This is a genomic window from Streptomyces sp. ICC1 (assembly GCF_003287935.1).
Lineage (GTDB): Bacteria > Actinomycetota > Actinomycetes > Streptomycetales > Streptomycetaceae > Streptomyces > Streptomyces tritrimontium.
In genome coordinates this window covers 3,549,410-3,572,435 of sequence record NZ_CP030287.1, presented here as the reverse complement: position 1 = coordinate 3,572,435, position 23,026 = coordinate 3,549,410, and the positions used below count along the sequence as shown (strand labels likewise).

The 23,026-nt window shown below is 70.4% G+C and carries 19 protein-coding genes and 4 tRNA genes; 12 read left to right on the top strand and 11 right to left on the bottom strand.

All coding sequences use genetic code 11. The features are described 5' to 3' along the window. Positions 1–250 precede the first annotated feature (250 nt). Complete coding sequence (hrpA, locus tag DRB96_RS16940; protein WP_112449220.1) at positions 251–4,228, top strand: ATP-dependent RNA helicase HrpA; 3,978 nt, start codon at positions 251–253, stop codon at positions 4,226–4,228. A gap of 69 nt (positions 4,229–4,297) precedes the next feature. Further along, positions 4,298–4,371: transfer RNA gene (locus DRB96_RS16935), tRNA-Asp, on the top strand. 647 nt (positions 4,372–5,018) lie between these two features. Here the strand turns inward: DRB96_RS16935 and bldC are convergent. Both bldC and DRB96_RS16925 read right to left on the bottom strand, forming a co-directional pair. Further along, the gene (gene bldC, locus DRB96_RS16930; protein ID WP_003949541.1) at positions 5,019–5,225 is read right to left on the bottom strand and encodes a developmental transcriptional regulator BldC; all 207 of its coding nucleotides are present in this window, start codon (positions 5,223–5,225) and stop codon (positions 5,019–5,021) included. A gap of 557 nt (positions 5,226–5,782) precedes the next feature. Next, on the bottom strand, positions 5,783–6,637 hold the full coding sequence (locus DRB96_RS16925) for a hypothetical protein (RefSeq protein ID WP_112449219.1): 855 nt from the start codon (positions 6,635–6,637) through the stop codon (positions 5,783–5,785). Positions 6,638–6,833: 196 nt separating this feature from the next. On the opposite strand from DRB96_RS16925, the gene DRB96_RS16920 reads away from it, so the two are divergent. Continuing rightward, entirely contained in the window at positions 6,834–7,943 is a 1,110-nt protein-coding gene (locus DRB96_RS16920) for a Glu/Leu/Phe/Val dehydrogenase dimerization domain-containing protein (RefSeq protein WP_112453483.1), read from the top strand. Positions 7,944–8,243: 300 nt separating this feature from the next. Further along, a complete protein-coding gene (locus DRB96_RS16915; RefSeq protein WP_112449218.1) occupies positions 8,244–8,516 on the top strand; it encodes a DUF3073 domain-containing protein in 273 nt (90 codons plus the stop codon). A 101-nt stretch (positions 8,517–8,617) separates the two neighbouring features. Here DRB96_RS16915 and purM read toward each other — a convergent pair whose 3' ends face one another. Next, a complete protein-coding gene (purM, locus tag DRB96_RS16910) occupies positions 8,618–9,688 on the bottom strand; it encodes a phosphoribosylformylglycinamidine cyclo-ligase (protein WP_112449217.1) in 1,071 nt (356 codons plus the stop codon). A gap of 162 nt (positions 9,689–9,850) precedes the next feature. Continuing rightward, the gene (gene purF, locus DRB96_RS16905) at positions 9,851–11,368 is read right to left on the bottom strand and encodes an amidophosphoribosyltransferase (protein ID WP_112449216.1); all 1,518 of its coding nucleotides are present in this window, start codon (positions 11,366–11,368) and stop codon (positions 9,851–9,853) included. Positions 11,369–11,539: 171 nt separating this feature from the next. Here purF and DRB96_RS46285 point away from each other — a divergent pair, with 171 nt between their 5' ends. Further along, a complete protein-coding gene (locus tag DRB96_RS46285) occupies positions 11,540–11,635 on the top strand; it encodes a putative leader peptide (RefSeq protein ID WP_343234525.1) in 96 nt (31 codons plus the stop codon). 127 nt (positions 11,636–11,762) lie between these two features. Continuing rightward, a complete protein-coding gene (locus DRB96_RS16900) occupies positions 11,763–13,175 on the top strand; it encodes a sulfatase-like hydrolase/transferase (RefSeq protein WP_239516194.1) in 1,413 nt (470 codons plus the stop codon). 99 nt (positions 13,176–13,274) lie between these two features. On the opposite strand, the gene DRB96_RS16895 is transcribed toward DRB96_RS16900, so the two are convergent. The 6 genes from DRB96_RS16895 to purS form a co-directional block, all read right to left on the bottom strand. Beyond that, positions 13,275–14,117 (bottom strand): META domain-containing protein, encoded by an 843-nt coding sequence (locus tag DRB96_RS16895; RefSeq protein WP_112449214.1) that lies wholly within the window; start codon positions 14,115–14,117, stop codon positions 13,275–13,277. 39 nt (positions 14,118–14,156) lie between these two features. Further along, positions 14,157–14,948, bottom strand: a complete 792-nt coding sequence (locus tag DRB96_RS16890) for a maleylpyruvate isomerase family mycothiol-dependent enzyme (RefSeq protein WP_112449213.1) — start codon at positions 14,946–14,948, stop codon at positions 14,157–14,159. A 42-nt stretch (positions 14,949–14,990) separates the two neighbouring features. After that, positions 14,991–15,530, bottom strand: coding sequence for a hypothetical protein (locus tag DRB96_RS16885; protein WP_162688613.1), 540 nt, complete (start codon positions 15,528–15,530; stop codon positions 14,991–14,993). 112 nt (positions 15,531–15,642) lie between these two features. Further along, on the bottom strand, positions 15,643–17,892 hold the full coding sequence (gene purL, locus DRB96_RS16880; protein WP_112449211.1) for a phosphoribosylformylglycinamidine synthase subunit PurL: 2,250 nt from the start codon (positions 17,890–17,892) through the stop codon (positions 15,643–15,645). Next, positions 17,889–18,593 (bottom strand): phosphoribosylformylglycinamidine synthase subunit PurQ, encoded by a 705-nt coding sequence (gene purQ, locus DRB96_RS16875; RefSeq protein ID WP_112449210.1) that lies wholly within the window; start codon positions 18,591–18,593, stop codon positions 17,889–17,891. Before purQ ends, purL begins: the two co-directional genes overlap by 4 nt. Positions 18,594–18,595: 2 nt before the next feature. Next, positions 18,596–18,847, bottom strand: coding sequence for a phosphoribosylformylglycinamidine synthase subunit PurS (gene purS / locus DRB96_RS16870; protein WP_008740952.1), 252 nt, complete (start codon positions 18,845–18,847; stop codon positions 18,596–18,598). Between the two features lie 356 nt (positions 18,848–19,203). Here purS and DRB96_RS16865 point away from each other — a divergent pair, with 356 nt between their 5' ends. The 6 genes from DRB96_RS16865 (at position 19,204) to DRB96_RS16840 (ending at position 21,951) form a co-directional block, all read left to right on the top strand. Further along, entirely contained in the window at positions 19,204–19,521 is a 318-nt protein-coding gene (locus DRB96_RS16865) for an Lsr2 family protein (protein WP_112449209.1), read from the top strand. An 86-nt stretch (positions 19,522–19,607) separates the two neighbouring features. Next, positions 19,608–19,679 (top strand) — tRNA-Gly (locus DRB96_RS16860). A gap of 81 nt (positions 19,680–19,760) precedes the next feature. Beyond that, a tRNA-Gly gene (locus DRB96_RS16855) sits at positions 19,761–19,833 on the top strand. 173 nt (positions 19,834–20,006) lie between these two features. Then, a complete protein-coding gene (locus DRB96_RS16850) occupies positions 20,007–21,248 on the top strand; it encodes a histidine kinase (RefSeq protein ID WP_112449208.1) in 1,242 nt (413 codons plus the stop codon). Beyond that, a complete protein-coding gene (locus DRB96_RS16845; RefSeq protein ID WP_112449207.1) occupies positions 21,245–21,856 on the top strand; it encodes a response regulator transcription factor in 612 nt (203 codons plus the stop codon). The genes DRB96_RS16850 and DRB96_RS16845 overlap by 4 nt, the downstream gene beginning before the upstream one ends. 22 nt (positions 21,857–21,878) lie before the next feature. Beyond that, positions 21,879–21,951: transfer RNA gene (locus tag DRB96_RS16840), tRNA-Gly, on the top strand. 92 nt (positions 21,952–22,043) lie between these two features. Here DRB96_RS16840 and DRB96_RS16835 read toward each other — a convergent pair. Further along, on the bottom strand, positions 22,044–22,946 hold the full coding sequence (locus DRB96_RS16835; protein ID WP_112449206.1) for a phosphoribosylaminoimidazolesuccinocarboxamide synthase: 903 nt from the start codon (positions 22,944–22,946) through the stop codon (positions 22,044–22,046). Positions 22,947–23,026 lie beyond the last annotated feature (80 nt).

The following is a 23,026-nucleotide window of genomic DNA, read 5'->3' as shown; positions in this document are numbered from 1 at the left end:
TGCCCGGCGGCCGGCTGCGCGGCGGCCCCGCCCGCGAGGATCCCGGTCAGCAGCGCCCAGCCCAGCAGCAGCGCGAACACGCACCGGAGGCTGCGGGGGCGGGGCATCGTGGGCGGCCTCTCACTGGGACATCACTGGGACATCACTGGGACACTCGGGCGGACTCGGCGGACTCGTCCCGAAATGGTACGGGTCCGCCCCACAAATGCGTTCGCCACCCGGCACCTGCGGGTGAGATCCTCGACCAGGTATGTCTACTTCCTTCGCCGCCCTGCAGACGCTTCTCGGTGAGATCTCCCTCCGTGACGCGCACCGCCTCGGCCGCCGCCTCGAAGGCGCCCGCCGTATCCGCAAGCCCGAGGCCAAGCAGGCCGTGCTCGACGAGATCGCCGCGGAGGCCGAAAAGGCCGCCGCGCGACTGGCCGGACGCGCCTCGCGGATGCCGGAGGTCACGTATCCCGAGAACCTGCCCGTCAGCCAGAAGAAGGACGAGATCGCCGAGGCGATACGCGACCACCAGGTCGTGATCGTCGCGGGCGAGACCGGCTCCGGCAAGACCACGCAGATCCCCAAGATCTGCATGGAGCTGGGGCGCGGTGTCCGGGGCATGATCGGGCACACCCAGCCCCGCCGGATCGCGGCCCGCACGGTCGCGGAGCGCATCGCCGAGGAGCTGAAGTCCGAGATCGGGCAGACCGTCGGCTGGAAGGTCCGGTTCACCGACCAGGTGGACCAGGACGCCACCTTCGTGAAGCTGATGACGGACGGCATCCTGCTCGCCGAGATCCAGACGGACCGCGAGCTGCGCGCGTACGACACGATCATCATCGACGAGGCCCACGAGCGGTCGCTGAACATCGACTTCCTGCTCGGCTACCTGGCCACGCTGCTGCCCAAGCGCCCCGACCTCAAGGTGATCATCACCTCGGCGACGATCGACCCGCAGCGCTTCTCCCGGCACTTCGGTGACGCCCCGGTCGTCGAGGTCAGCGGCCGTACGTACCCGGTGGAGGTCCGCTACCGCCCGCTCCTCGAAGAGGATGACGAGGACGCGGCGGACAGCGACCGCGACCAGATCACCGCGATCTGCGAGGCCGTCGACGAGCTCCAGGCGGAGGGCCCGGGCGACGTCCTGGTCTTCCTCTCCGGCGAGCGCGAGATCCGCGACACCGCGGACGCCCTCAACAAACGGAATCTGCGGTTCACGGAAGTCCTCCCCCTCTACGCGCGCCTCTCGCACGCCGAGCAGCACCGGGTGTTCCAGCAGCACACCGGCCGTCGGATCGTCCTCGCGACGAACGTCGCCGAGACCTCGCTGACCGTCCCGGGCATCAAGTACGTGATCGACCCGGGCACCGCCCGCATCTCGCGCTACAGCCACCGCACCAAGGTCCAGCGGCTGCCCATCGAGCCGGTCTCGCAGGCCAGCGCCAACCAGCGCAAGGGCCGCTGCGGCCGTACCAGCGACGGCATCTGCATCCGCCTCTACTCCGAGGACGACTTCCTGACCCGTCCGGAGTTCACGGACGCCGAGATCCTGCGCACGAACCTGGCCTCCGTCATCCTCCAGATGACCGCGGCCGGCCTCGGCGAGATCGAGAAGTTCCCCTTCATCGACCCGCCGGACCACCGCAACATCCGCGACGGCGTGCAGCTCCTCCAGGAGCTCGGCGCGCTGGATCCCTCGGAGAAGGACCACAACAAGCGGCTCACCCCGATGGGCCGCCAGCTGTCCCAGCTCCCGGTGGACCCGCGCCTGGCCCGCATGGTGGTGGAGGCGGACAAGAACAACTGCGTCCGCGAGGTCATGGTCATCGCGGCGGCCCTGTCCATCCAGGACCCGCGCGAACGGCCCTCGGACAAGCAGACGCAGGCCGACCAGAACCACGCCCGCTTCAAGGACGAGACGAGCGACTTCCTCTCCTTCCTGAACATGTGGCGCTACGTCCGCGAGCAGCAGAAGGAGCGCGGCTCTTCCGCCTTCCGCCGGATGTGCAAGCAGGAGTACCTGAACTTCCTGCGGATCCGCGAATGGCAGGACATCTATTCGCAGCTGCGTACGGTCGCCAAGACCATGGGCATCCACGTCAACGAGGCCGACGCCCCCGAGACGAGCGTGCACATCTCGCTGCTGGCCGGCCTGCTGTCGCACATCGGGCTCAAGGACACCGACAAGAACGAGTACCTGGGGGCCCGGTCCGCCAAGTTCGCGATCTTCCCGGGTTCCTCGCTGTTCAAGAAGCAGCCGAAGTTCCTGATGTCGGCCGAGCTGGTGGAGACCTCGCGGCTGTGGGCCCGGGTGAACGCCAAGGTCGAGCCGGAGTGGGTCGAGCCCCTGGCCCAGCACCTGATCAAGCGCACGTACAGCGAGCCGCACTGGGAGAAGGACCAGGCGGCCGTGATGGCCTTCGAGAAGGTCACCCTGTACGGCGTGCCGATCGTCGCCCAGCGGAAGATCAACTACGGCCGGATCGACCCCGAGGTCTCGCGCGAGCTGTTCATTCGCAACGCCCTGGTCGAGGGCGACTGGCGGACCCACCACAAGTTCTACGCCGACAACCGCAAGCTCCTCACCGAGGTGGAGGAGCTGGAGAACCGGGCCCGGCGCCGCGACATCGTGGTCGACGACGAGACCCTCTTCGACTTCTACGACCAGCGGATCCCCGAACACGTGGTCTCCGGGGCGCACTTCGACTCCTGGTGGAAGCACAAGAAGCACGAAGAGCCCGAGCTGCTCGACTTCGAGCGCGAGATGCTCCTGACGGAGAAGGCGGCCGGGGTCACCAAGGCCGACTATCCGGACTCCTGGGCGCAGGGCCCGCTGAAGTTCCGGGTCACCTACCAGTTCGAGCCGGGCGCGGACGCGGACGGCGTGACCGTCCACATCCCGCTCCAGGTGCTGAACCAGGTCACGGACGAGGGCTTCGACTGGCAGATCCCGGGCCTTCGCGAGGAGGTGGTCACCGAGCTGATCCGGTCCCTCCCGAAGCCGATCCGCCGGCACTACGTGCCCGCGCCGAACTTCGCGACTCGCTTCCTGGCCACGGCGCGGCCGCTGCAGGAGCCCCTGCACGTGACGCTCGCCCGCGAGCTGCACCGGATGGTCGGGGTCCCGGTCACCGCCGAGGACTTCGACCTCGGCCGCATCCCCGACCACCTGAAGATCACCTTCCGGATCGTCGACGAGCGCCGCAAGAACCTCGCCGAGGCCAAGGACCTGGAGGCCCTGCGGCTCCAGCTCAAGCCCAAGGCCCGCCAGGCGCTCTCGCAGGCCGCCGCGGCCAGCGCCGAGCGCGAGGGCGGGGAGTCGGTGGAGAAGACCGGGCTGACGGACTGGACGATCGGCGCCCTGCCCAAGGTCTTCGAGACCCTTCCCCTCCGCCGTGGACGGCGTGGGGATACCCCATTGGCCGGCCAGCCCGTGAAGGCGTACCCGGCGCTCGTGGACGCCGGTACGAGCGTCTCCGTACGCCTCTTCGACACCGAGGCCGAGCAGCAGCAGGCGATGCGGCTCGGCACCCGGCGGCTGATCCTGCTCAACGTCACGGTGAACCCGGCCAAGTTCGCCTCGGACCACCTCAGCAACCAGCAGAAGCTGGCCCTGTCGCGCAATCCGCACGGCTCCATCCAGGCGCTGTTCGACGACTGCGCGACCGCCGCGGCCGACCACCTGATCGCGCGGCACGGCGGACCGGCGTGGGACGAGGCCGGGTTCCGCAAGCTCTACGAGGCCGTGCGGGCCGACCTGGTGGACACGACCGTGCGGACGATCACGCAGGTGCAGCAGGTGCTGGCGGCCTGGCAGGCCTGCGAGCGGCGGCTGAAGGCCACGAGCAGCCTGGCCCTGATGGCGAACGTCCAGGACGTGCGGAACCAGCTGGCGGCCCTGGTGCCGACCGGGTTCGTCACGCTCGCCGGACTGCGCCGGCTGCCGGACCTGATGCGCTATCTGGTGGCGGCGGACCGGCGGCTCCAGCAGATGCCGACGGGCGTCCAGCGCGACACCACGCGCATGGAGAAGGTCCACGAGATGCGGGACGAGTACCTGTGGCTGCTGGAGCAGTTGCCCAAGGGCCGCCCGGTCCCGGCGGAGGTCACCGAGATCCGCTGGATGATCGAGGAACTGCGGGTCAGCTACTTCGCGCACGCCCTCGGAACGGCGTATCCGATCTCCGACAAGCGCATCGTGAAGGCGGTGGACGCGGCGGCACCGGGACCGGCCCGATGATCGGGTTCGACTGCACCCCCTGAGCTGCGGTACAGTCTGTTTCGCAGCCGCCCAGCGGCCGCAAAACAAGGACCTGTGGAGCAGTTGGTTAGCTCGCCACCCTGTCAAGGTGGAGGTCGCGGGTTCAAGTCCCGTCAGGTTCGCAAGATCGTCAGGGCCCGCATCCTCTGGATGCGGGCCCTGACGCGTTTCCGAGCCGGGAACCACGCGGGGACCCGAGCCGGGAATCATGCCGGAACAGTGCCCCAACCGCACCGGAACCCCGGCCGTCCTCCCGAAACACCCCCAAGGACCGCCTGAAGGCCCCCTGGTGGGCCCGTACGGCCGATCCGGCGCCCGGTCCGGCCCGAGGGCCTGGCGGACCGGTGCGCGGCCCACGGGCCGCCCGGGAGTCCACCCCGGGCCGGCCCCGGGCCCCGCCGGGAAAATCGCCCGTTCGCCCGATGCGGTCCGCACGGCACGTCCCATTACGGGGTGGGTTGCCCACATCACAAGAGTGATCACCTGTGACGGGAGTCACCCCATGTGTTTTTGAGACGTACGCTTTTATCGCGCCCATACGCCTGCTCGATTTTATATGTGCAATGGCACCCACCCCCGAGACGTCCGCACACCCGCCCGATACCGCCCTGACCAGGGCATAAAAAAGATCGCGCTGGACCCGGCGGAGTCCAGCGCGATCGAACGACTGGTGAACCTGTTGGGGCAGGTCCGGTCGCATGAAGCTATGTGGGGCTCATCGGATTGGGGGACCCGATATCGACCCGTCGATAAGTAGTGCTGCGGAACCTCAGGCCTCGCTGCGCTGCTGCGGAATTCCCGCAAGCAGTGCGCGGACCTCAGCCTCGCGGTAACGGCGGTGTCCACCCAGGGTGCGGATGGACGTGAGCTTGCCAGCCTTGGCCCAGCGGGTGACCGTCTTCGGGTCCACGCGGAACATCGTGGCAACCTCAGCCGGGGTCAGCAGCGGCTCGGCATCAGGGGTGCGAGCGGTCATGAGCGGCCTCCTCGGGAGAACCGAACCATCTCGGTTCTTTCCTCTAAATTCTGCACCTTGGCCCACGTTGCCCGAAATGGACATACGCGGGCCGAGTCGGTTATAGGACGAACGGCTTGTCCTCGGCACTACAACTACACCATCCGTCCAGCCCCAAGGGCCAAACCGACGGAATTGCCCTCCGAGGTGTTCATCAGCGGCGGAAGCCGATGGACCGTCCCATAACGGACAGTCACCCCACTGTGACGATCAGTCACAGGGCGATCAGGAGTCGTCAGACCCCCCGTAGAGCGCAATACCGAGCATTCCGCCCTTAGTTGGACGGAAGGAACCCTCCCCGGACTCCTTGTCCTATTTTGGCACGAGGGTAGGGGAAGGGCGCAAGGGTGTAGATAGTGCGGTCCGTCACGCTTGGGCCAATGGCCCGTATCGGGACGTAGGTCCCGGAACAAAGACCCAAAAGAGGGCATCACGACCGTGACCAGGCCGTTCCCTCCCGGGGCCGGCCGATCGGCCGATGGACATCGGCGCTCCGGTTCGCTACTCGCCCGATCGCACTAGTTGGCGAAGAGTCGCTCCCGGACCGCCCGCCAGCGTTCGGCGAGGACCCCGTACGTCTCGGACGCCCCCTCCCGGTCCCCGGCCCGCAGCGCCGCGATCCCCGCCGCCAGGTCCCGGGCCGAGCGGTCCTCCTCCAGCCGCGCCGCCGGCAGCGCGTGCAGCAGCCCGCCGTAGTCCAGCTCCACCATCGAGCGCGGATGGAACTCCTCCAGCCAGCTCCCGACCTCCACCAGCCCGTCGGCGAGCATTCCGTAGCCCTCCGCCTCGCGCAGGGTCCGCAGTCCCCGCGCGAGCCTGCGCCGGGCCTGCACCATCGGCGTCCGGTAGCGCAGCCGCTCGCCCGGCACGTACTCCCGCTCCTCGTCGGACACCAGCACGAACCAGCGCAGCGGCACCTGCCACACCCCCGTACGGATCCACGGGCGCGCGTCGGGGTTGCGCCCGCGCCAGGCCTCGTACTCCTCGGCGGCGCGGCGCCGGGCCGCCGCGGGCAGCGCGGCGTCGAGGACCGGCGCCGGGAAGTCGGCCCCCAGCTCCTGGAGCGCCAGCCAGCCGCGCAGCCTGGTCCGCCACGGGCAGACCAGCAGGGTCCCGCCCACCTCGGCGGTGAAGGCGTCCGCGCTCTCGTGGGCCGGGACCCCGACCACGGGCACCCGCACCAAATCCACCAGCGAGCGGCGCAGTTCGTCCTGGGCCGTCGCGATGACCCCGCGCCGGGCGTAGTCGGCCCAGTGCGTGCGCTCGGGCTCCGGGAAAGCGGCCAGCGGCTCGTAGACCCGCAGGTACGAGGCGTACGGGACGACGGGCGTCGAGCGGGCGGAGGACAGCCGGGGATCGGGGGATTCGCTCACGCTCTCGTACTCCCCCGCCCCGCCCGGTGCTACTCCGACGGGCGGCCGCGGGGCCGGGTCTAACCCCCGAGTGTCCCGATCTCCGGACAGGGAGGATCACGGGGCCCCGCAGGTCTTACGCTGCTCCCAGCACGCCCTCCCCCACCCGCAGGGCGGGCGTCTTTTCCGCCGCATCTCTTCCATGGGAGTCACCACCGTGACCGAAATGACCGACGGCGTCCTGCACACCCTGTTCCGTTCGGAACAGGGTGGCCACGAGCAAGTCGTGCTGTGCCAGGACCGAGCCTCCGGCCTCAAGGCCGTCATCGCGATCCACTCCACCGCCCTGGGCCCGGCCCTCGGCGGCACCCGCTTCCACGCGTACGCCTCGGACGAGGAAGCCGTCCTCGACGCGCTGAACCTCTCGCGCGGCATGTCGTACAAGAACGCGCTCGCCGGGCTCGACCTCGGCGGCGGCAAGGCCGTGATCATCGGCGACCCGGCCAGCAGGGAACAGGGCGGCTTGAAGTCCGAGGAACTGCTGCTGGCCTACGGCCGGTTCGTGGAGTCCCTCGGCGGCCGCTACGTGACCGCCTGCGACGTCGGCACCTACGTGGCCGACATGGACGTCGTGGCCCGCGAGACCCGCTGGGCGACCGGCCGCTCCCCCGAGAACGGCGGCGCCGGCGACTCCTCGGTGCTCACCGCCTTCGGCGTCTTCCAGGGCATGCGCGCCAGCGCCCAGCACCTGTGGGGCGACCCGACCCTGCGCGGCCGCAAGGTCGGCGTCGCGGGCGTCGGCAAGGTCGGCCACCACCTGGTCGAGCACCTGCTGGAGGACGGCGCCGAGGTCGTCATCACCGACGTCCGCGCGGAGTCCGTCCAGAGGATCCTGGACAAGCACCCGGGCAAGGTGACCGCCGTCGCCGACACCGAGGCGCTGATCCGCGTGGAGGGCCTGGACATCTACGCCCCCTGCGCGCTGGGCGGGGCCCTGAACAACACGTCCGTGCCGGTCCTGACCGCGAAGATCGTGTGCGGGGCGGCGAACAACCAGCTCGCGCACCCGGGTGTGGAGAAGGACCTCGCCGACCGCGGGATCCTCTACGCGCCGGACTACGTGGTCAACGCGGGCGGGGTCATCCAGGTCGCCGACGAGCTGCGCGGCTTCGACTTCGACCGCTGCAAGGCCAAGGCCTCGAAGATCTTCGACACCACGCTGGAGATCTTCGCACGTGCGAAGGCGGACGGAATTCCGCCGGCCGCGGCGGCCGACCGGATCGCCGAGCAGCGCATGGCGGACGCCCGCCTGACGCGCACGGTCTGATCCTCACGGGGCCTTTACGGGGCCCTTCGGGCGAGCCCGTCGGGGCGCGGCGAGACGGAACTCACTGCGCTTCGGCGGGTCGCCCGTCAGGAAAGGGCTAAAATCGCAGCTGACCAGCGAGGACGGGGCGCCTTGTTGGTACTGCACCGGGGCGCGTCATGCGGGCGGCGTACCGTATGGCCGCGGAAGCAGGTACCGTTAAACCCCTACGGACGGTCTCTCCACGGAGAGCCCGCTCCGAACCATGAACGCGTGTCAGACTCTGGGGCCGTCGAGCCCCGTCACCGAGGGGGTCGAGCCATGGGGCGCGGCCGGGCAAAGGCCAAGCAGACGAAGGTCGCCCGCCAGCTGAAGTACAGCAGCGGCGGGACTGACTTGTCGCGTCTGGCCAATGAGCTGGGCGCATCGCCGACTGATCCGCCGCTGCCTGTCAGCGTGCCGGTCGAAGTCGATGACGATGACGATCAAGATGAAGACGACCCGTACGCCAAGTACGCGGCCCTCTACAACGACGATGACGAAGAGGACGAGGACGAAGAGTCCGGTCCGTCTGCGCATCGTCGCGGCGCTTGACGCTTTCACGGTGTCTGCACGCAAGGTCTAGAACACCGAAACCCGGTCCAGGGCATCGCCCCGGGCCGGGTTTCCGTGCTGCTCGCACTCGGTCCTGCTGATCAGCTCGCGTAGTCGCCGGTCAGGGTCGCGCCCTCGGTGAGGTCGCCCCGATCCAGGATCTCGCCGGCGACCCAGGCGTCGACGCCCCGGTCGGACAGCGCGGTCAGGGCCACGTCCACCGACTCCTGCGGGACCACGGCCATCATGCCGACGCCCATGTTCAGGGTCTTCTCCAGCTCCAGGCGCTCCACCTGCCCGGCCTTGCCGACCAGGTCGAAGATCGCGCCGGGGGCCCAGGTCGAGCGGTCGACCGTGGCGTGCAGGTGGTCCGGGATCACCCGGGCGAGGTTGGCCGCGAGGCCGCCGCCCGTGATGTGGGAGTAGGCGTGGACCTCGGCCGTACGGGTGAGGGCCATGCAGTCCAGCGAGTAGATCTTGGTGGGCTCGAGCAGCTCCTCGCCGAGGGTCCGGCCGAGCTCCTCGACGTGCTGCTCCAGCGCCATTCCGGCCCGGTCGAAGAGGACGTGGCGGACCAGCGAGTACCCGTTCGAGTGAAGACCGGAGGATGCCATCGCGATGACGGCGTCGCCCGTGCGGATACGCTCCGCGCCCAGCAGCCGGTCGTACTCGACGACTCCGGTGCCCGCGCCCGCCACGTCGAAGTCGTCCGGGCCCAGCAGGCCCGGGTGCTCGGCGGTCTCGCCGCCGACCAGGGCGCAGCCGGCCAGGACGCAGCCCTCGGCGATGCCCTTGACGATGGCCGCGACACGCTCGGGGTGGACCTTGCCGACGCAGATGTAGTCGGTCATGAAGAGCGGCTCGGCACCGCAGACGACGATGTCGTCCATGACCATCGCGACGAGGTCGTGGCCGATGGTGTCGTACACGCCCATGCGGCGGGCGATGTCGACCTTGGTGCCGACCCCGTCGGTGGCGGAGGCCAGCAGGGGGCGCTCGTAGCGCTTGAGGGCGGAGGCGTCGAAGAGGCCGGCGAAGCCGCCGAGGCCGCCCAGGACCTCGGGGCGCTGCGTCTTCTTCACCCACTCCTTCATCAGCTCGACGGCGCGGTCTCCCGCGTCGATGTCCACGCCCGCGGCTGCGTAGCTGGCACCGGTGGTCTTCTCTGTCATGACAGGAGAGAGCTTTCGTGTCGTTGCTGCGTGTGGTGCGAGGGCCCGGGAGAAGCTTCAAAGACGAGCCCGCGCGCAGTTTGAGCAGGATGTGCAGGATGAAGGGGGCCTACGGGTCCGCGGGCTCGGGTGAGCCCGCGGACCGTACGCGGTGTCGCGGCCCTACGGGCGCCGGAGCGCGTCGGCGGCGTCCGTGCCGCCGGCCAGCTCCGACTCCAGGAGCTGCTTGCCCAGCAGCTGCGGGTCGGGCAGCTCCATGGGGTACACGCCGTCGAAGCAGGCCCGGCAGAGGTTGGGCTTCTGGATCGTCGTCGCCTCGACCATCGCGTCGAGCGAGATGTACGAGAGCGAGTCCGCGCCCAGCGACGTGGCGATCTCGTCGACCGTCATGCCGTTGGCGATCAGCTCGGCCCGGGTGGCGAAGTCGATGCCGAAGAAGCACGGCCACTTCACCGGCGGCGAGGAGATCCGGATGTGGACCTCCGCCGCGCCGGCCTCGCGGAGCATCTTGACCAGGGCGCGCTGGGTGTTGCCGCGGACGATCGAGTCGTCGACGACCACCAGGCGCTTGCCCCGGATGACTTCCTTGAGGGGGTTGAGCTTGAGGCGGATGCCCAGCTGGCGGATCGTCTGCGAGGGCTGGATGAAGGTCCGGCCAACGTAGGCGTTCTTGACCAGGCCGACGCCGTACGGAATCCCGCTGGCTTCGGCGTACCCGACGGCGGCGGGCGTGCCCGATTCCGGCGTCGATATCACCAGGTCGGCATCGGCCGGGGCTTCCTTGGCCAGGCGCCGGCCCATCTCGACACGCGAGAGGTAGACGTTGCGGCCGGCGATGTCGGTGTCCGGGCGCGCCAGGTAGACGTACTCGAAGACACAGCCCTTGGGCTTTGCTTCCGCGAAACGAGAGGTCCGCAGACCGTTCTCGTCGATCGCGATGAGCTCGCCCGGCTCGACCTCGCGGACGAAGCTGGCGCCGCAGATGTCCAGGGCGGCGGTCTCGCTCGCGACCACCCAGCCGCGCTCGAGGCGGCCGAGGACCAGCGGGCGGATGCCCTGCGGGTCACGGGCGGTGTAGAGCGTGCCCTCGTCCATGAAGACGAGCGAGAAGGCGCCCTTCACCAGCGGGAGGACCTTGGTGGCCGACTCCTCGATGGTCAGGGGCTTGCCGTCGTCGTCCGTCTGGCCGGCCAGCAGGGCGGTGACCAGGTCGGTGTCGTTGGTGGCCGCCACCTGGGTGGCGCGGCCGTCCTGACGGGGGAGGTCGGCGACCATCTCGGCCAACTCGGCGGTGTTCACCAGGTTGCCGTTGTGACCCAGGGCAATGGAGCCGTGGGCGGTCGCGCGGAAGGTGGGCTGCGCGTTCTCCCAGACGGAGGCCCCGGTGGTCGAGTAGCGGGCGTGACCGACCGCGATATGACCTTGGAGCGAGCCGAGAGAGGTTTCGTCGAAGACTTGGGAAACGAGGCCCATGTCCTTGAAGACGAGGATCTGGGAACCGTTGCTCACAGCGATGCCCGCGGACTCTTGTCCGCGGTGCTGCAGTGCATACAGTCCGAAGTAGGTGAGCTTGGCGACCTCTTCACCCGGAGCCCAGACACCGAAGACGCCGCAAGCGTCCTGGGGGCCCTTTTCGCCGGGGAGCAGGTCGTGGTTGAGTCGTCCATCACCACGAGGCACGCCTCCGAGTGTAGGCGAGATCGACCACTGGTCCGAATTGGGGACGCCCCGTAAAAATCACAGTGCGCACAGTCGGGCAATCCCTGCGGAGGGTGACCGCACACGGGCCGTCTCAATATCCGGATTGCCCTGGTTGACAGCCGCCTGTCGGTTCGTACAAGCTTCCGGCCCATGCAGCCTCTCGGTGACCACTCCGTCACCCTCGTCGAGCGCCGGCACGTGGACCTGGTCCGTGTCGCGAGCGCCATCTGTCGCTGTTTCGCGTAGTCACACGCCGCTTTTCGCTTTTCTTTTTCCCGCTTCCCCCTTTTCCCCCGCGTGAGCCAGCTCCGCCGTGCCCTGCGCCGTCCCGCGCTGCCCGGAGCCGGCCGGCGGGCCATGCCCTGGAGCACCTGTGACCTCGAACGGATCCAACCTGTCCCGGCGCGCCTTCGGCGGCGCGGTCGGCGTGACCGCGGCCGCCGCGGCGGTGGGGCTGGGCGCGGCCGCGCCCGCCCAGGCCGCCGGCCCCGGAGAGCAGGATTTCCGGGCCGCGCGCGGCCGCCGCTCCCGCCGCCCGAACATCCTGTTCATCCTCGCGGACGACCTCGGCTGGGCCGACCTGTCCTCCTACGGGGCCCCGCACATCAAGACCCCGAACCTCGACAGGCTCGCCCGCCAGGGCGTGCGCTTCACCGACGCCTACTCCGGCTCCGCGACCTGCTCCCCGACCCGCTTCAGCCTGTACACCGGCCGCTACCCGGGCCGCGCCAAGGGCGGGCTGGCCGAGCCCATCGCGGACAAGTCGGTGGGCCTGGAGCCCACCCATCCGACCCTGGCCTCGCTGCTGAAGGGCTCCGGCTACGCGACGGCGCTGATCGGCAAGTGGCACTGCGGCTACCTGCCCGACTACAGCCCGACCAAGTCCGGCTGGGACGAGTTCTTCGGCAACTTCGGCGGAGCGCTGGAGTACTACTCCAAGCTCGGCCTGGGCGGGGAGTACGACCTGTACGAGGGCGACGCCGAGTACAAGGACCTGCGCTACTACACGCGGATCCTGACCGAGCGCGCCGGCGAGTACGTCTCCCGCGACCACGGCGACAAGCCGTGGCTGCTGAACCTCAACTTCACCACCCCGCACTGGCCGTGGATCGCCGACGGGGACACCGAGGCGAGCGCCGAGGTGACGCGCCGGATCAAGGCCGGTGACGGACGGGCCCTTTGGCACCAGGACGGCGGCTCCATCGAGAAGTACAAGCAGATGGTGGAGGACCTCGACCGCTCGGTCGGCGAGGTGCTGAAGGCGCTGGGGCGCTCCGGGCAGGAGGAGGACACCCTGGTCTTCTTCTCCAGCGACAACGGCGGGGAGCGCTTCTCCCACAACTGGCCGCTCGCCGGCAACAAGGCCTCCCTCCAGGAGGGCGGCATCCGCGTCCCGAACATCGTGCGCTGGCCCGCCCGGCTCGACGGCGGCCAGGTCAGCCACGTCCCGGTCTTCACCCCGGACTGGACGGCGACCGTGCTCGAACTGGCGGGCGCCCGCGCGAACCCGGCGTACCCGCTGGACGGGGTAAGCCTCGCCGGATACCTGCTGCGCGGCGAGAGGATCGCCGAGCGCAACCTCTTCTGGCGGGTGCGCGGGGAGCGGGCGCTGCGCCGCGGGGACTGGAAGTACTACCGCGGCAAGGCGGGCACCGACCAGCTCTTCAACCTGGCCGGGGACATCCGCGAGCAGGCCGACAAGGCGGCGCTGGAGCCAGCCCGGCTGGCCGAGCTGCGGGCTGCCTGGGAGAAGACCAACGCGGGGCTGCTGCCCTACCCGGGCTGATCCCGATCCGTGGTCCACAGCCTGTGGAGGGCCGTGGGCCACGGCCGGTCCGGCGCGGCCACCACGGCCTCCCGGACCCGGGGTCACCTGGACCCGGGGTCACCCGGTGGCGGAGCCCGCCTTGGCGGTGATGCCCTTGGCTCCGCCGTCGCCGTCGCCGCTCGCGGTCAGGGTGAGGGCGTCGCCCTGGATCCTCCAGTCGAGCGGGCCGCTGCCGAAGAGCCCGGTCAGCGCCCGCTCGACCTCGCCGGCCCCGCCCTCGCAGGCCATCCGGGTGGTGGTGAGCGTCCCGAAGGTGAGCCGGTTCCCCTCGACGGTGGCCTTCGCGTTGAACCGGTTGCAGCCGAGGTTGCCGCTCGCGGAGCCGTCGGCGGCGACGGTGAAGCGGGCCCGGCCCGCCGCCTCGGCAGCCAGCGAGCTCGCGGTGCCCCCGCCGAGCAGGGAGTCCACCGTCCACACGGTGTCCACGAGCGACGCCTTGGGGGTACGGGGCTTCGTGGTCAGGCTGATCTCGTCCCCCGCGGCGGTCTTCAGCGTGACGGTGTCCGGCTGCTCCCGGACGGTCAGCCGGCCCTGGAAAAGCCTGGCGAACTCCGTCTCGAACCGCATGTCCGCGCAGGCCATGTCGGTGGAGGCGCCCGGCCGCACGGTGATGGCGGACCCGGCTTCGAAGACGACCGCGGCCGTGAAGCCGTTGCAGCCGTAGTTGCCCGTGGCCTCGGCCTCCCGGCCCCCCTGACCCGGCTCCAGGGTCAGCCGGGCGGCATCCGGCGCGGTCAGCTTCCGTCCGTCCACGGTCAGGCTCACCACCGACCAGCTCCCGGAGAAGGTGCGGTCGGGGGGCGTACCTCCGGCCCCGCCGCCGTCACCGCAGGCGGTGGCGGTGGCGGACAGCGCGAGTACGGCGACCAGGGCGGCGGGGAGGAGCGGCAGCGTACGCATGCCGCTGGGACGCGGCCGGCGCCCCGGTGGTTCCCCGGCTCAGCTCATCAGGGGAAGCAGCGCCGAGAGGTCGGCGCGCTCTCCGCTGGCCCGGACCTGGGCCGCGTCCAGCGCTTCGGCCCAGCTCGTACGGCCGGTGGCGAGGCGGATCCAGGTCAGCGGGTCGGTCTCCACCACGTTCGGCGGGGTGCCTCGGGTGTGCCGGGGCCCCTCGACGCACTGCACCACCGCGAACGGCGGCACCCGGAACTCCACCGCCCCGCCCGGAGCCTTGAGCGCGAGGGCGTCGGCGAGCAGCCGGGTGCAGGCGGCCAGGGCCTGCCGGTCGATCGGCACGTCCACTCCGGTGGCGCGGCGCAGGTCGTCGGTGTGGACGACCAGCTCGACGGTACGGGTGACCAGGAAGTCGGCCACCGTCATGGCCCCGATCCACAGGTCCAGCACGCGGCTGCCGGGGTTCGCCTCGAGCGCCTCGGCCATGCGGGCGGCGGCCCGGTCGTAGAGCTCGGGCAGCGGGGCGCCGTCGAGGGTCTCCTTGGCGGCCTCGGCGATCTTCCCGGCGAGCGAGGCGGTGGCGAAGGGCCACTGCGCCGCGGGCAGTTCGGCGACGGCGGCGGGCGGCCGGGCCAGGCCGCCGGCCAGCGAGTCGGCGATCCACGCGATGTGCGCGGCGAGTTCGGCGACGGACCAGTCACCGAGCCCGCTCGGCCGGGCGAGCTGCTCGGCGTCCAACCCCCGTACGGCGTCCCGTACATGCCCGAACTGCGCGACGACGGCCGCGCTGGTCTTGTCGTGGTCGTAGGTGCGCGGCTTCTTCTTGGTGGGCGGCATGGCGCCGACCTTACGCCGCCCGGACCGGCCGGGCGGCGCACCTCAGTCCTTCGGGGCCGGGGGCAGGCTGGTCTCGCAGCCCGCCTTCGCCGCGGCGCGCACGGCCGCCTCGCGGGCCAGCCCCGACAGGAAGCCGCGCCCCCTGCTGCCCCGGCCGTCGCCCTCGCCGGCTGCGGTCGCCCGCAGGGCGGTCACTCCGCCGGACCCGGCCGGGTCGGCGCACTTCGCGATCGCCGTGACGCTGAAGGTCCCGTAGTCGAACCGGCTTCCGCCCGGTTCGGCGTCCTTGGAGGCCACCACCGCGACGGAGGCGAACTCGTCCATCTGCCTCTGGCCCTCGAACGTCCCCTCACGCAGCAGCACGCACGCCTGGTCCCCCGTGGCGCCCGCCTCCACCCTGGGCGTGCCGAACCCCATCACCGCATCCGGATCGACCAGTCCCTGACAGTTCTCGATGATCTCCGCCCGGCTCCGCGCGCGGTCCCCGGAGTTGTCGTAGAGGAACCAGCCGCCCACCCCCACGGCGGCCACGATCACCGGCATCCCGGCCCTGAGCAGCCATCGACCCCGACCCTGCTCCATCTGGACCCCGTTCCCCCGCCGGCTCCGCCACCGCCGTCGGTGCGGGCTCCTTGCCGGAACGGACGAGCCCCCGCCCGGAACAGTTCCGGACGGGGGCTCGAAAAACGCCGGGTCAGGCCAGCAGCCCCGGGATCGTCCCCTCGTGGGCGGTGCGGAGCTCGGCCAGGGGGAGCGTGAACTCGCCCTGGATCTCGATCTCCTCGCCGTCCACCACACCGATCCGGGCCGCCGGGAGGCCCCGCGCACCGCACATGTCGGTGAAGCGGAGCTCCTCGCTGCGCGGGACGGCCACGATGGCCCGGCCCGCCGACTCGGAGAAGAGGAAGGTGAAGGCGTCCAGGGCCTCGGGCACCACGATCCGCGCACCGTTGCCGCCGCGCAGGCAGGACTCGGTGAGCGCCTGGATCACGCCGCCGTCGGACAGGTCGTGCGCGGCGTCGATCATGCCGTCGCGCGAGGCCGAGATCAGGATCTCGCCGAGCAGCTTCTCGCGGCCCAGGTCCACCTTGGGCGGCATGCCGCCCAGGTGCTGGTGGACGACCTCGGACCAGGCGGAGCCGCCGAACTCCTCGGCGGTGTCGCCGAGCAGGTACAGCAGCTGGCCGGCCTCCGCGAACGCCATCGGCGTGCGGCGGTTGACGTCGTCGATCACACCGAGGACCGCCACGACCGGGGTCGGGTGGATCGCGATGTCACCGGTCTGGTTGTAGAGCGAGACGTTGCCGCCGGTCACCGGGGTGCCCAGCTCGAAGCAGCCGTCGGCGAGACCACGGGTGGCCTCGGCGAACTGCCACATGACGTCCGGGTCCTCGGGGGAGCCGAAGTTCAGGCAGTCGGAGATGGCCAGCGGCTTCGCGCCGGTCGCGGCGACGTTGCGGTACGCCTCGGCCAGCGCCAGCTGCGCGCCCGTGTACGGGTCGAGCTTGGCGAAGCGGCCGTTGCCGTCGGTGGCCATCGCGACGCCGAGGTTGGTCTCCTCGTCGATGCGGACCATGCCGGCGTCCTCGGGCTGCGAGAGCACCGTGTTGCCCTGCACGAAGCGGTCGTACTGGTCGGTGATCCAGGACTTCGAGGCCTGGTTCGGCGACGAGACCAGGGCCAGGACCTGCGCGCGCAGCTCCTCGGAGGTCTGCGGCCGCGGCAGCTTGCCCGCGTCGTCCGCCTGCAGCGCGTCCTGCCAGGAGGGGCGCGCGTAGGGGCGGTGGTAGGTGGGGCCCTCGTGGGCGACGGTGCCCGGGGGCACGTCCACGATGAGCTCGCCGTGCCAGAAGATCTCCAGCTGCTCGCCCTCGGTCACCTCACCGATGACGGTGGCGATGACGTCCCACTTCTCGCAGATCTCCATGAAGCGGTCGACGTACTGCGGCTCGACGATCGCGCACATGCGCTCCTGCGACTCGCTCATGAGGATTTCCTCGGGCGAGAGCGTCGCATCGCGCAGCGGGACGGTGTCCAGCTCGACGCGCATGCCGCCGGAACCGGCGGAGGCCAGCTCGGACGTGGCGCAGGAGAGCCCGGCGCCGCCGAGGTCCTGGATGCCCGCGACCAGCTTCTCCTTGAAGATCTCCAGGGTGCACTCGATGAGGAGCTTCTCCTGGAAGGGGTCGCCGACCTGGACCGCCGGACGCTTGGTCGGCTTCGTGTCGTCGAAGGTCTCCGAGGCCAGCACGGACACGCCGCCGATGCCGTCGCCGCCCGTGCGGGCGCCGTAGAGGATGACCTTGTTGCCGGGGCCGGAGGCCTTGGCGAGGTGGATGTCCTCGTGCTTCATCACGCCGATGCAGCCGGCGTTGACGAGCGGGTTGCCCTGGTAGCAGGCGTCGAAGACGACCTCGCCGCCGATGTTCGGCAGGCCGAGGCAGTTGCCGTAGCCGCCGATGCCCGCGACGACGCCCGGCAGGACGCGCTTGGTGTCGGGGTGGTCGGCCGCGCCGAAGCGCAGCGGGTCGACGACGGCGATCGGGCGGGCGCCCATGGCGAGGATGTCGCGGACGATGCCGCCGATGCCGGTGGCCGCGCCCTGGTAGGGCTCGATGTAGCTCGGGTGGTTGTGCGACTCCACCTTGAAGGTGACCGCGTAGCCCTGGCCCACATCGACGACGCCGGCGTTCTCGCCGATGCCGACGAGCATGGCGTCGTTCGGCGGGACCTTCTCGCCGAACTGCTTCAGGTGGACCTTGCTGCTCTTGTACGAGCAGTGCTCGGACCACATGACCGAGTACATGGCGAGCTCGGCGCCGGTGGGACGGCGGCCGAGGATCTCCTTGATCCGGGCGTACTCGTCCTCCTTGAGGCCGAGTTCCTTCCAGGGCTGGGAGGCGTCCGGGGTCTCGGTGGCGTTCTTGACGGTGTCGAGGCTCATGCGCTGACCAGCTTCTTCAGGACCGACGTGAAGAACGGGAGGCCGTCGGTGCGGCCCGTCCCGATCAGCGGTTCGACCGCGTGCTCGGGGTGCGGCATGAGGCCGACGACGTTGCCCGCGGCGTTGGTGATGCCGGCGATGTCGCGCAGCGAGCCGTTCGGGTTACCGCATCCATCAGCGGCTTCGCCGCGGACGACGTAACGGAAGGCCACTCGGCCTTCGGCCTCCAGTTCGTCCAGCACCCGCTCGTCGGCCACGTAGCGGCCGTCCACGTTCTTGAGCGGTACGGAGATCTCCTGGCCGGCGGTGTAGTCGCCGGTCCACGCGGTCTCCGCGTTCTCGACCCGCAGCTTCTGGTCGCGGCAGATGAAGTGCAGGTGGTTGTTGCGGAGCATCGCTCCCGGCAGCAGGTGGGCCTCGGTGAGGATCTGGAAGCCGTTGCAGATGCCGAGGACGGGCATGCCGCCCTTGGCCTGCTCGATGATCGTCTCCATCACCGGCGAGAACCGGGAGATGGCTCCGGCGCGCAGGTAGTCCCCGTAGGAGAAGCCGCCCGCGAGGACGACGGCGTCGACTTGGTGGAGGTCCTTGTCGCGGTGCCAGAGGGAGACCGGCTCCGCTCCCGCGAGGCGCACGGCGCGCAGCGAGTCACGGTCGTCGAGCGTTCCGGGGAACGTGACGACTCCGATGCGAGTGGTCACCGTCAGGCCTCGACCTTCACGGTGAAGTCTTCGATGACGGTGTTGGCGAGGAAGGTTTCGGCCATCTTGTGGATGCGGTCGAGGGCGGCCTGGTCGACCGGTCCCTCCACCTCCAGTTCGAAGCGCTTCCCCTGGCGGACGTCGGCGATCCCTTCGAAGCCCAGGCGCGGCAGTGCACGCTGCACCGCCTGGCCCTGGGGGTCGAGGATCTCCGGCTTGAGCATGACGTCGACTACGACGCGTGCCACTGGCACTCCCGATGAGGTGGTTGGTGCGAAGGCGGTTCCCTCAGCGTACCCGGCCGAAATTTCTACGCGGGTAGATAGGCTTCGGATCCGATCACCGGGCCGTTTCGGCTTCACCAACGCTTCGCAAAATCCACCGGAAAACCACGTACCCGGCATTGCGGCGGGACACGCGGAGAGAATTAACTGGGCTTCGCAATGCAATGGGAATCGGGGTACAAAGGATTCCTCCGATGTGTCGGCATTTTCCGCGGCGCAACGGGACCGGAAAGTTGCATTGCTCCGAAACATCCACACAGGCGGCAGCACAGCTCCGTCCCCGCATGTCAGCGGGGAGCCGGCGCCGCACGAAGGGACCGATATCCGTGGCGCAGCGCGTAGTAGTCACGCTCTCCGACGACATCGACGGTGGAGAAGCGGTGGAAACGGTCGTCTTCGCTCTGGACGGTAAGACGTACGAGATCGACCTCAATGTCGCCAACGCAAAGAAACTGCGGAAGGGCCTGGCCCCGTTCGTGGCGGCCGGCCGGCGCCAGGCGCGTTCCGGGAAGGCCTTCAAGCACACGGCCATCGCCCCCGACCCGGCGGTCGTCCGGGCCTGGGCCCGGTCCAACCAGCTCGACGTCCCGCCGCGCGGCCGCATCCCCAAGAAGGTCTACGAGGAGTACAACGCCGCTCACTGAGAGCCGATTTGCCATCCACCCCTACCGGTCCGCTAGTGTGTGGATCACGCCAAGGGGCGCGGCCGCAAGCCGAACCCCGAAGTCGTGCGGGTGTAGTTCAGTAGCAGAACATCCCCCTTCCAGGGGGAAGGCGCAGTGTGCGATTCCTGTCACCCGCTCTGCAACGCATTACCGACCACGGTTGTGGATCAGGTAGAGTGATGCACGCATCGCACGGCACTTCGTGCTGTGGTGAGTATGCGGACGTAGCTCAGTTGGTAGAGCACCACCTTGCCAAGGTGGATGTCGCGCGTTCGAGTCGCGTCGTCCGCTCAGCGCACAAAGGCCCCGGTCATCGACCGGGGCTTTTGTCGTATTCCGGATCGCCGTCGTTCGCCTTCGGGTTCGCCTTCGGGTTCGCCTTCAGGTTCGGCCGAAGTCCGAAGTCCGAAGTCCGATGACATGTGTCATGGCCGGGACGGCCCGGCGGCCGCGAGACTGGGGCCATGAAACTCACCGGCTGGTGGAAGAACCGCAGCAGCGCGGGGAAGGTCGAGCTGTACACCCGCTGGTCGTTCCACTTCTTCGTGCTCGTCGAGATCTTCTCCATCGGCCTGGCCGCGCTCGGCTCCATGGAGGGAAAGGCCTCGCCGGCGGTCGCCCTCCCGCTCTTCCTCCTCGTGTGCGCGCACTCCGTGCTCGTCGGCTTCCTCTCGTCCCGCGCGCTGGACTGGATCGTGGACCGGCGCGAGCGGCCGACCCGGCTCGCGGCCGTCACCACCGCCCTGACCGGCGCCGCCGTGCTGGCCGTCCTCGCCCTGCGCGCGGCCGGCCGGGACGGCGGCCCCACGGTGGCCCCGACCCTCGTCGTCGGCATGACCTGCTTCACCAGCGGCACGCTCGTCCTGTGCATGCGCGAGGTCCGGCACATGCGCTACGTCGCCCCGGTCGCGGCCGCCGGCGCCTCGGTGGCGGCGCTCGCCTTCGGCATCCCGACCGGCGAGTCCGCCGGATTCGCCGTCGGGGTGCTGCTGAGCAGCGCCTTCTTCTGCGCGGCCTGCGGGTTCTCCGGCTGGCTGCTCAACACCGTGCACGAGCTGGACCGCGCCCGCGAGGTCCAGGCGCAGCTCGCCGTGGCCGAGGAGCGGCTGCGCTTCGGGCGCGACCTGCACGACGTGATGGGCCGCAACCTCGCGGTGATCGCCCTCAAGAGCGAGCTGGCGGTGCAGCTGGCCCGGCGCGAACGCCCCGAGGCCGTCGACCAGATGATCGAGGTGCAGCGGATCGCCCAGGAGTCCCAGAAGGAGGTCCGCGACGTGGTCCGCGGCTACCGGGAGGCGGACCTCGCCGTGGAGCTGGAAGGCGCGCGCGGGGTGCTGCGCGCGGCCGGGATGGACTGCCGGGTCGAGTTCGAGACGGACCGCGACCTGCCCCCGGAGGCACAGTCGGCGCTCGGCTGGGTGGTCCGCGAGGCGACGACGAACGTGCTGCGGCACGGCGACGCCCGCAGCTGCGTGATCCGGCTGACCGCCGAGGAGCGGACGGGCGCGCTCACGCTGGTGGTGGAGAACGACGGGGCCCCCAAGGCCCCGGCCGGGCCCCCGGGCTCGGGACTCGCGGGGCTGCGGGAGCGGCTCGCGGCGCTGGACGGCACGCTGGAGGCCGGTCCGGTGGGCGGCGGCCGGTTCAGGCTGCGCGCCGAGATTCCCGGCCCGGCCGGGCCGATGCGACAGGAGGCACGGGCATGAACCCGGTACGCGTACTGCTGGCCGACGACGAGCACCTGATCCGGGGCGCGCTCGCCGCACTCCTGGGCCTGGAGGACGATCTGCTGGTCGTCGCGGAGGCCGCCTCGGGGCCGGAGGCGCTCGCGATGGCCCGGGCCCACCGGCCCGACGTGGCGGTACTGGACCTCCAGATGCCCGGGGCGGACGGTGTGAGCGTGGCCACATCCCTGCGGGCCGAACTCCCCGGCTGCAAGACCATGATCGTGACCAGCCACGGCCGCCCCGGGCACCTCAAGCGGGCCCTGGAGGCCGGCGTACGGGCCTTCGCGCCGAAGACGGTCTCGGCCCAGCGGCTGGCCGAGCTGATCCGGACCGTGCACGCGGGAGGCCGTTACGTGGACCCGGAGTTGGCGGCCGACGCGATCAGCGCGGGGGACTCCCCGCTGACCGCGCGCGAGGCGGAGGTGCTGGAACTGGCCGGGGACGGGGCACCGATCGCGGAGATCGCGGAGCGCGCCTCGCTGTCGCAGGGGACGGTGCGGAACTACCTGTCCTCGGCGGCGTCGAAGCTGGGCGCCGAAAACCGGCACACGGCAGTGCGTCTCGCGAGGGAGCGGGGTTGGGTATAGTAGGTCTCGCGTTACGGCGCATGCGGACATAGCTCAGTTGGTAGAGCACCACCTTGCCAAGGTGGATGTCGCGCGTTCGAGTCGCGTTGTCCGCTCTGTAACGAAGAAGCCCCCGGTCCTCGGACCGGGGGCTTCTCCCGTTTCCGGGGCCCCGGGACAGGGGCCCCTTCGCGATGTCCCGGCCGGCTCAGACCCAGGTCTGGCCGGTGAGCCGCTCGTAGGCCTCGACGTACTTGGCGCGGGTCTGGTCCACGACCGCCTGGGGCAGGCTCGGCGGCGGCAGTTCGCCCTTGGAGTCCCAGCCGGAGGCCGGGGAGGCCAGCCAGTCGCGGACGTACTGCTTGTCGAAGGACGGCTGGCTGCGGCCCGGCTCCCACAGGTCGGCCGGCCAGAAGCGCGAGGAGTCCGGGGTCAGCACCTCGTCGGCGGCGACCAGGGCGCCGTCCTTGTCGAAACCGAACTCGAACTTGGTGTCCGCCAGGATGATCCCGCGGTTGCGGGCGATGTCCCGGGCGCGGCCGTAGACCGCGAGGGTGCTCTGGCGCAGCAGGGCCGCCGTCTCGGCGCCCTGGGTGCGCGCGACCTCCTCGTAGGAGACGTTCTCGTCGTGCTCGCCCACCTCGGCCTTGGCGGCCGGCGTGAAGATCGGGGCGGGCAGCTCGGAGCCGTCGACCAGGCCCTCGGGCAGGGCGAGTCCGCAGACCGTACGGGTCTTCTCGTACTCGGCGAGGCCCGAGCCGGTGAGGTAGCCGCGGGCCACGCACTCGACGGGGACCATGTCGAGGTTCCGGCAGACCAGGGCGCGGCCGGCCCAGTCGGCGGGGGCGCCGGCGGGCAGCTCGGTGCTGATGACGTGGTTCGGGACGAGGTCGGCGAGCTGGTCGAACCACCACAGGGAGAGCTGGGTCAGGATCCGGCCCTTGTCCGGGATCTCGGTGGGCAGCACCCAGTCGGCGGCGGAGATGCGGTCGCTGGCGACCATGACGAGATGGCCGTCCTCGTCACGGTAGAGGTCGCGGACCTTGCCGGTGTGGAGGTGGACGAGGCCGGGCACCTGCACCGGCTCGGGCTTTTCGACGAATCCGGGCACGGTGTCTCCCTGTGGTTCTGTACGAGCGCGCGGCCCATTCTCCCGCACCGCTCCGCGAACGGGGACAACGGGTCCGGCCG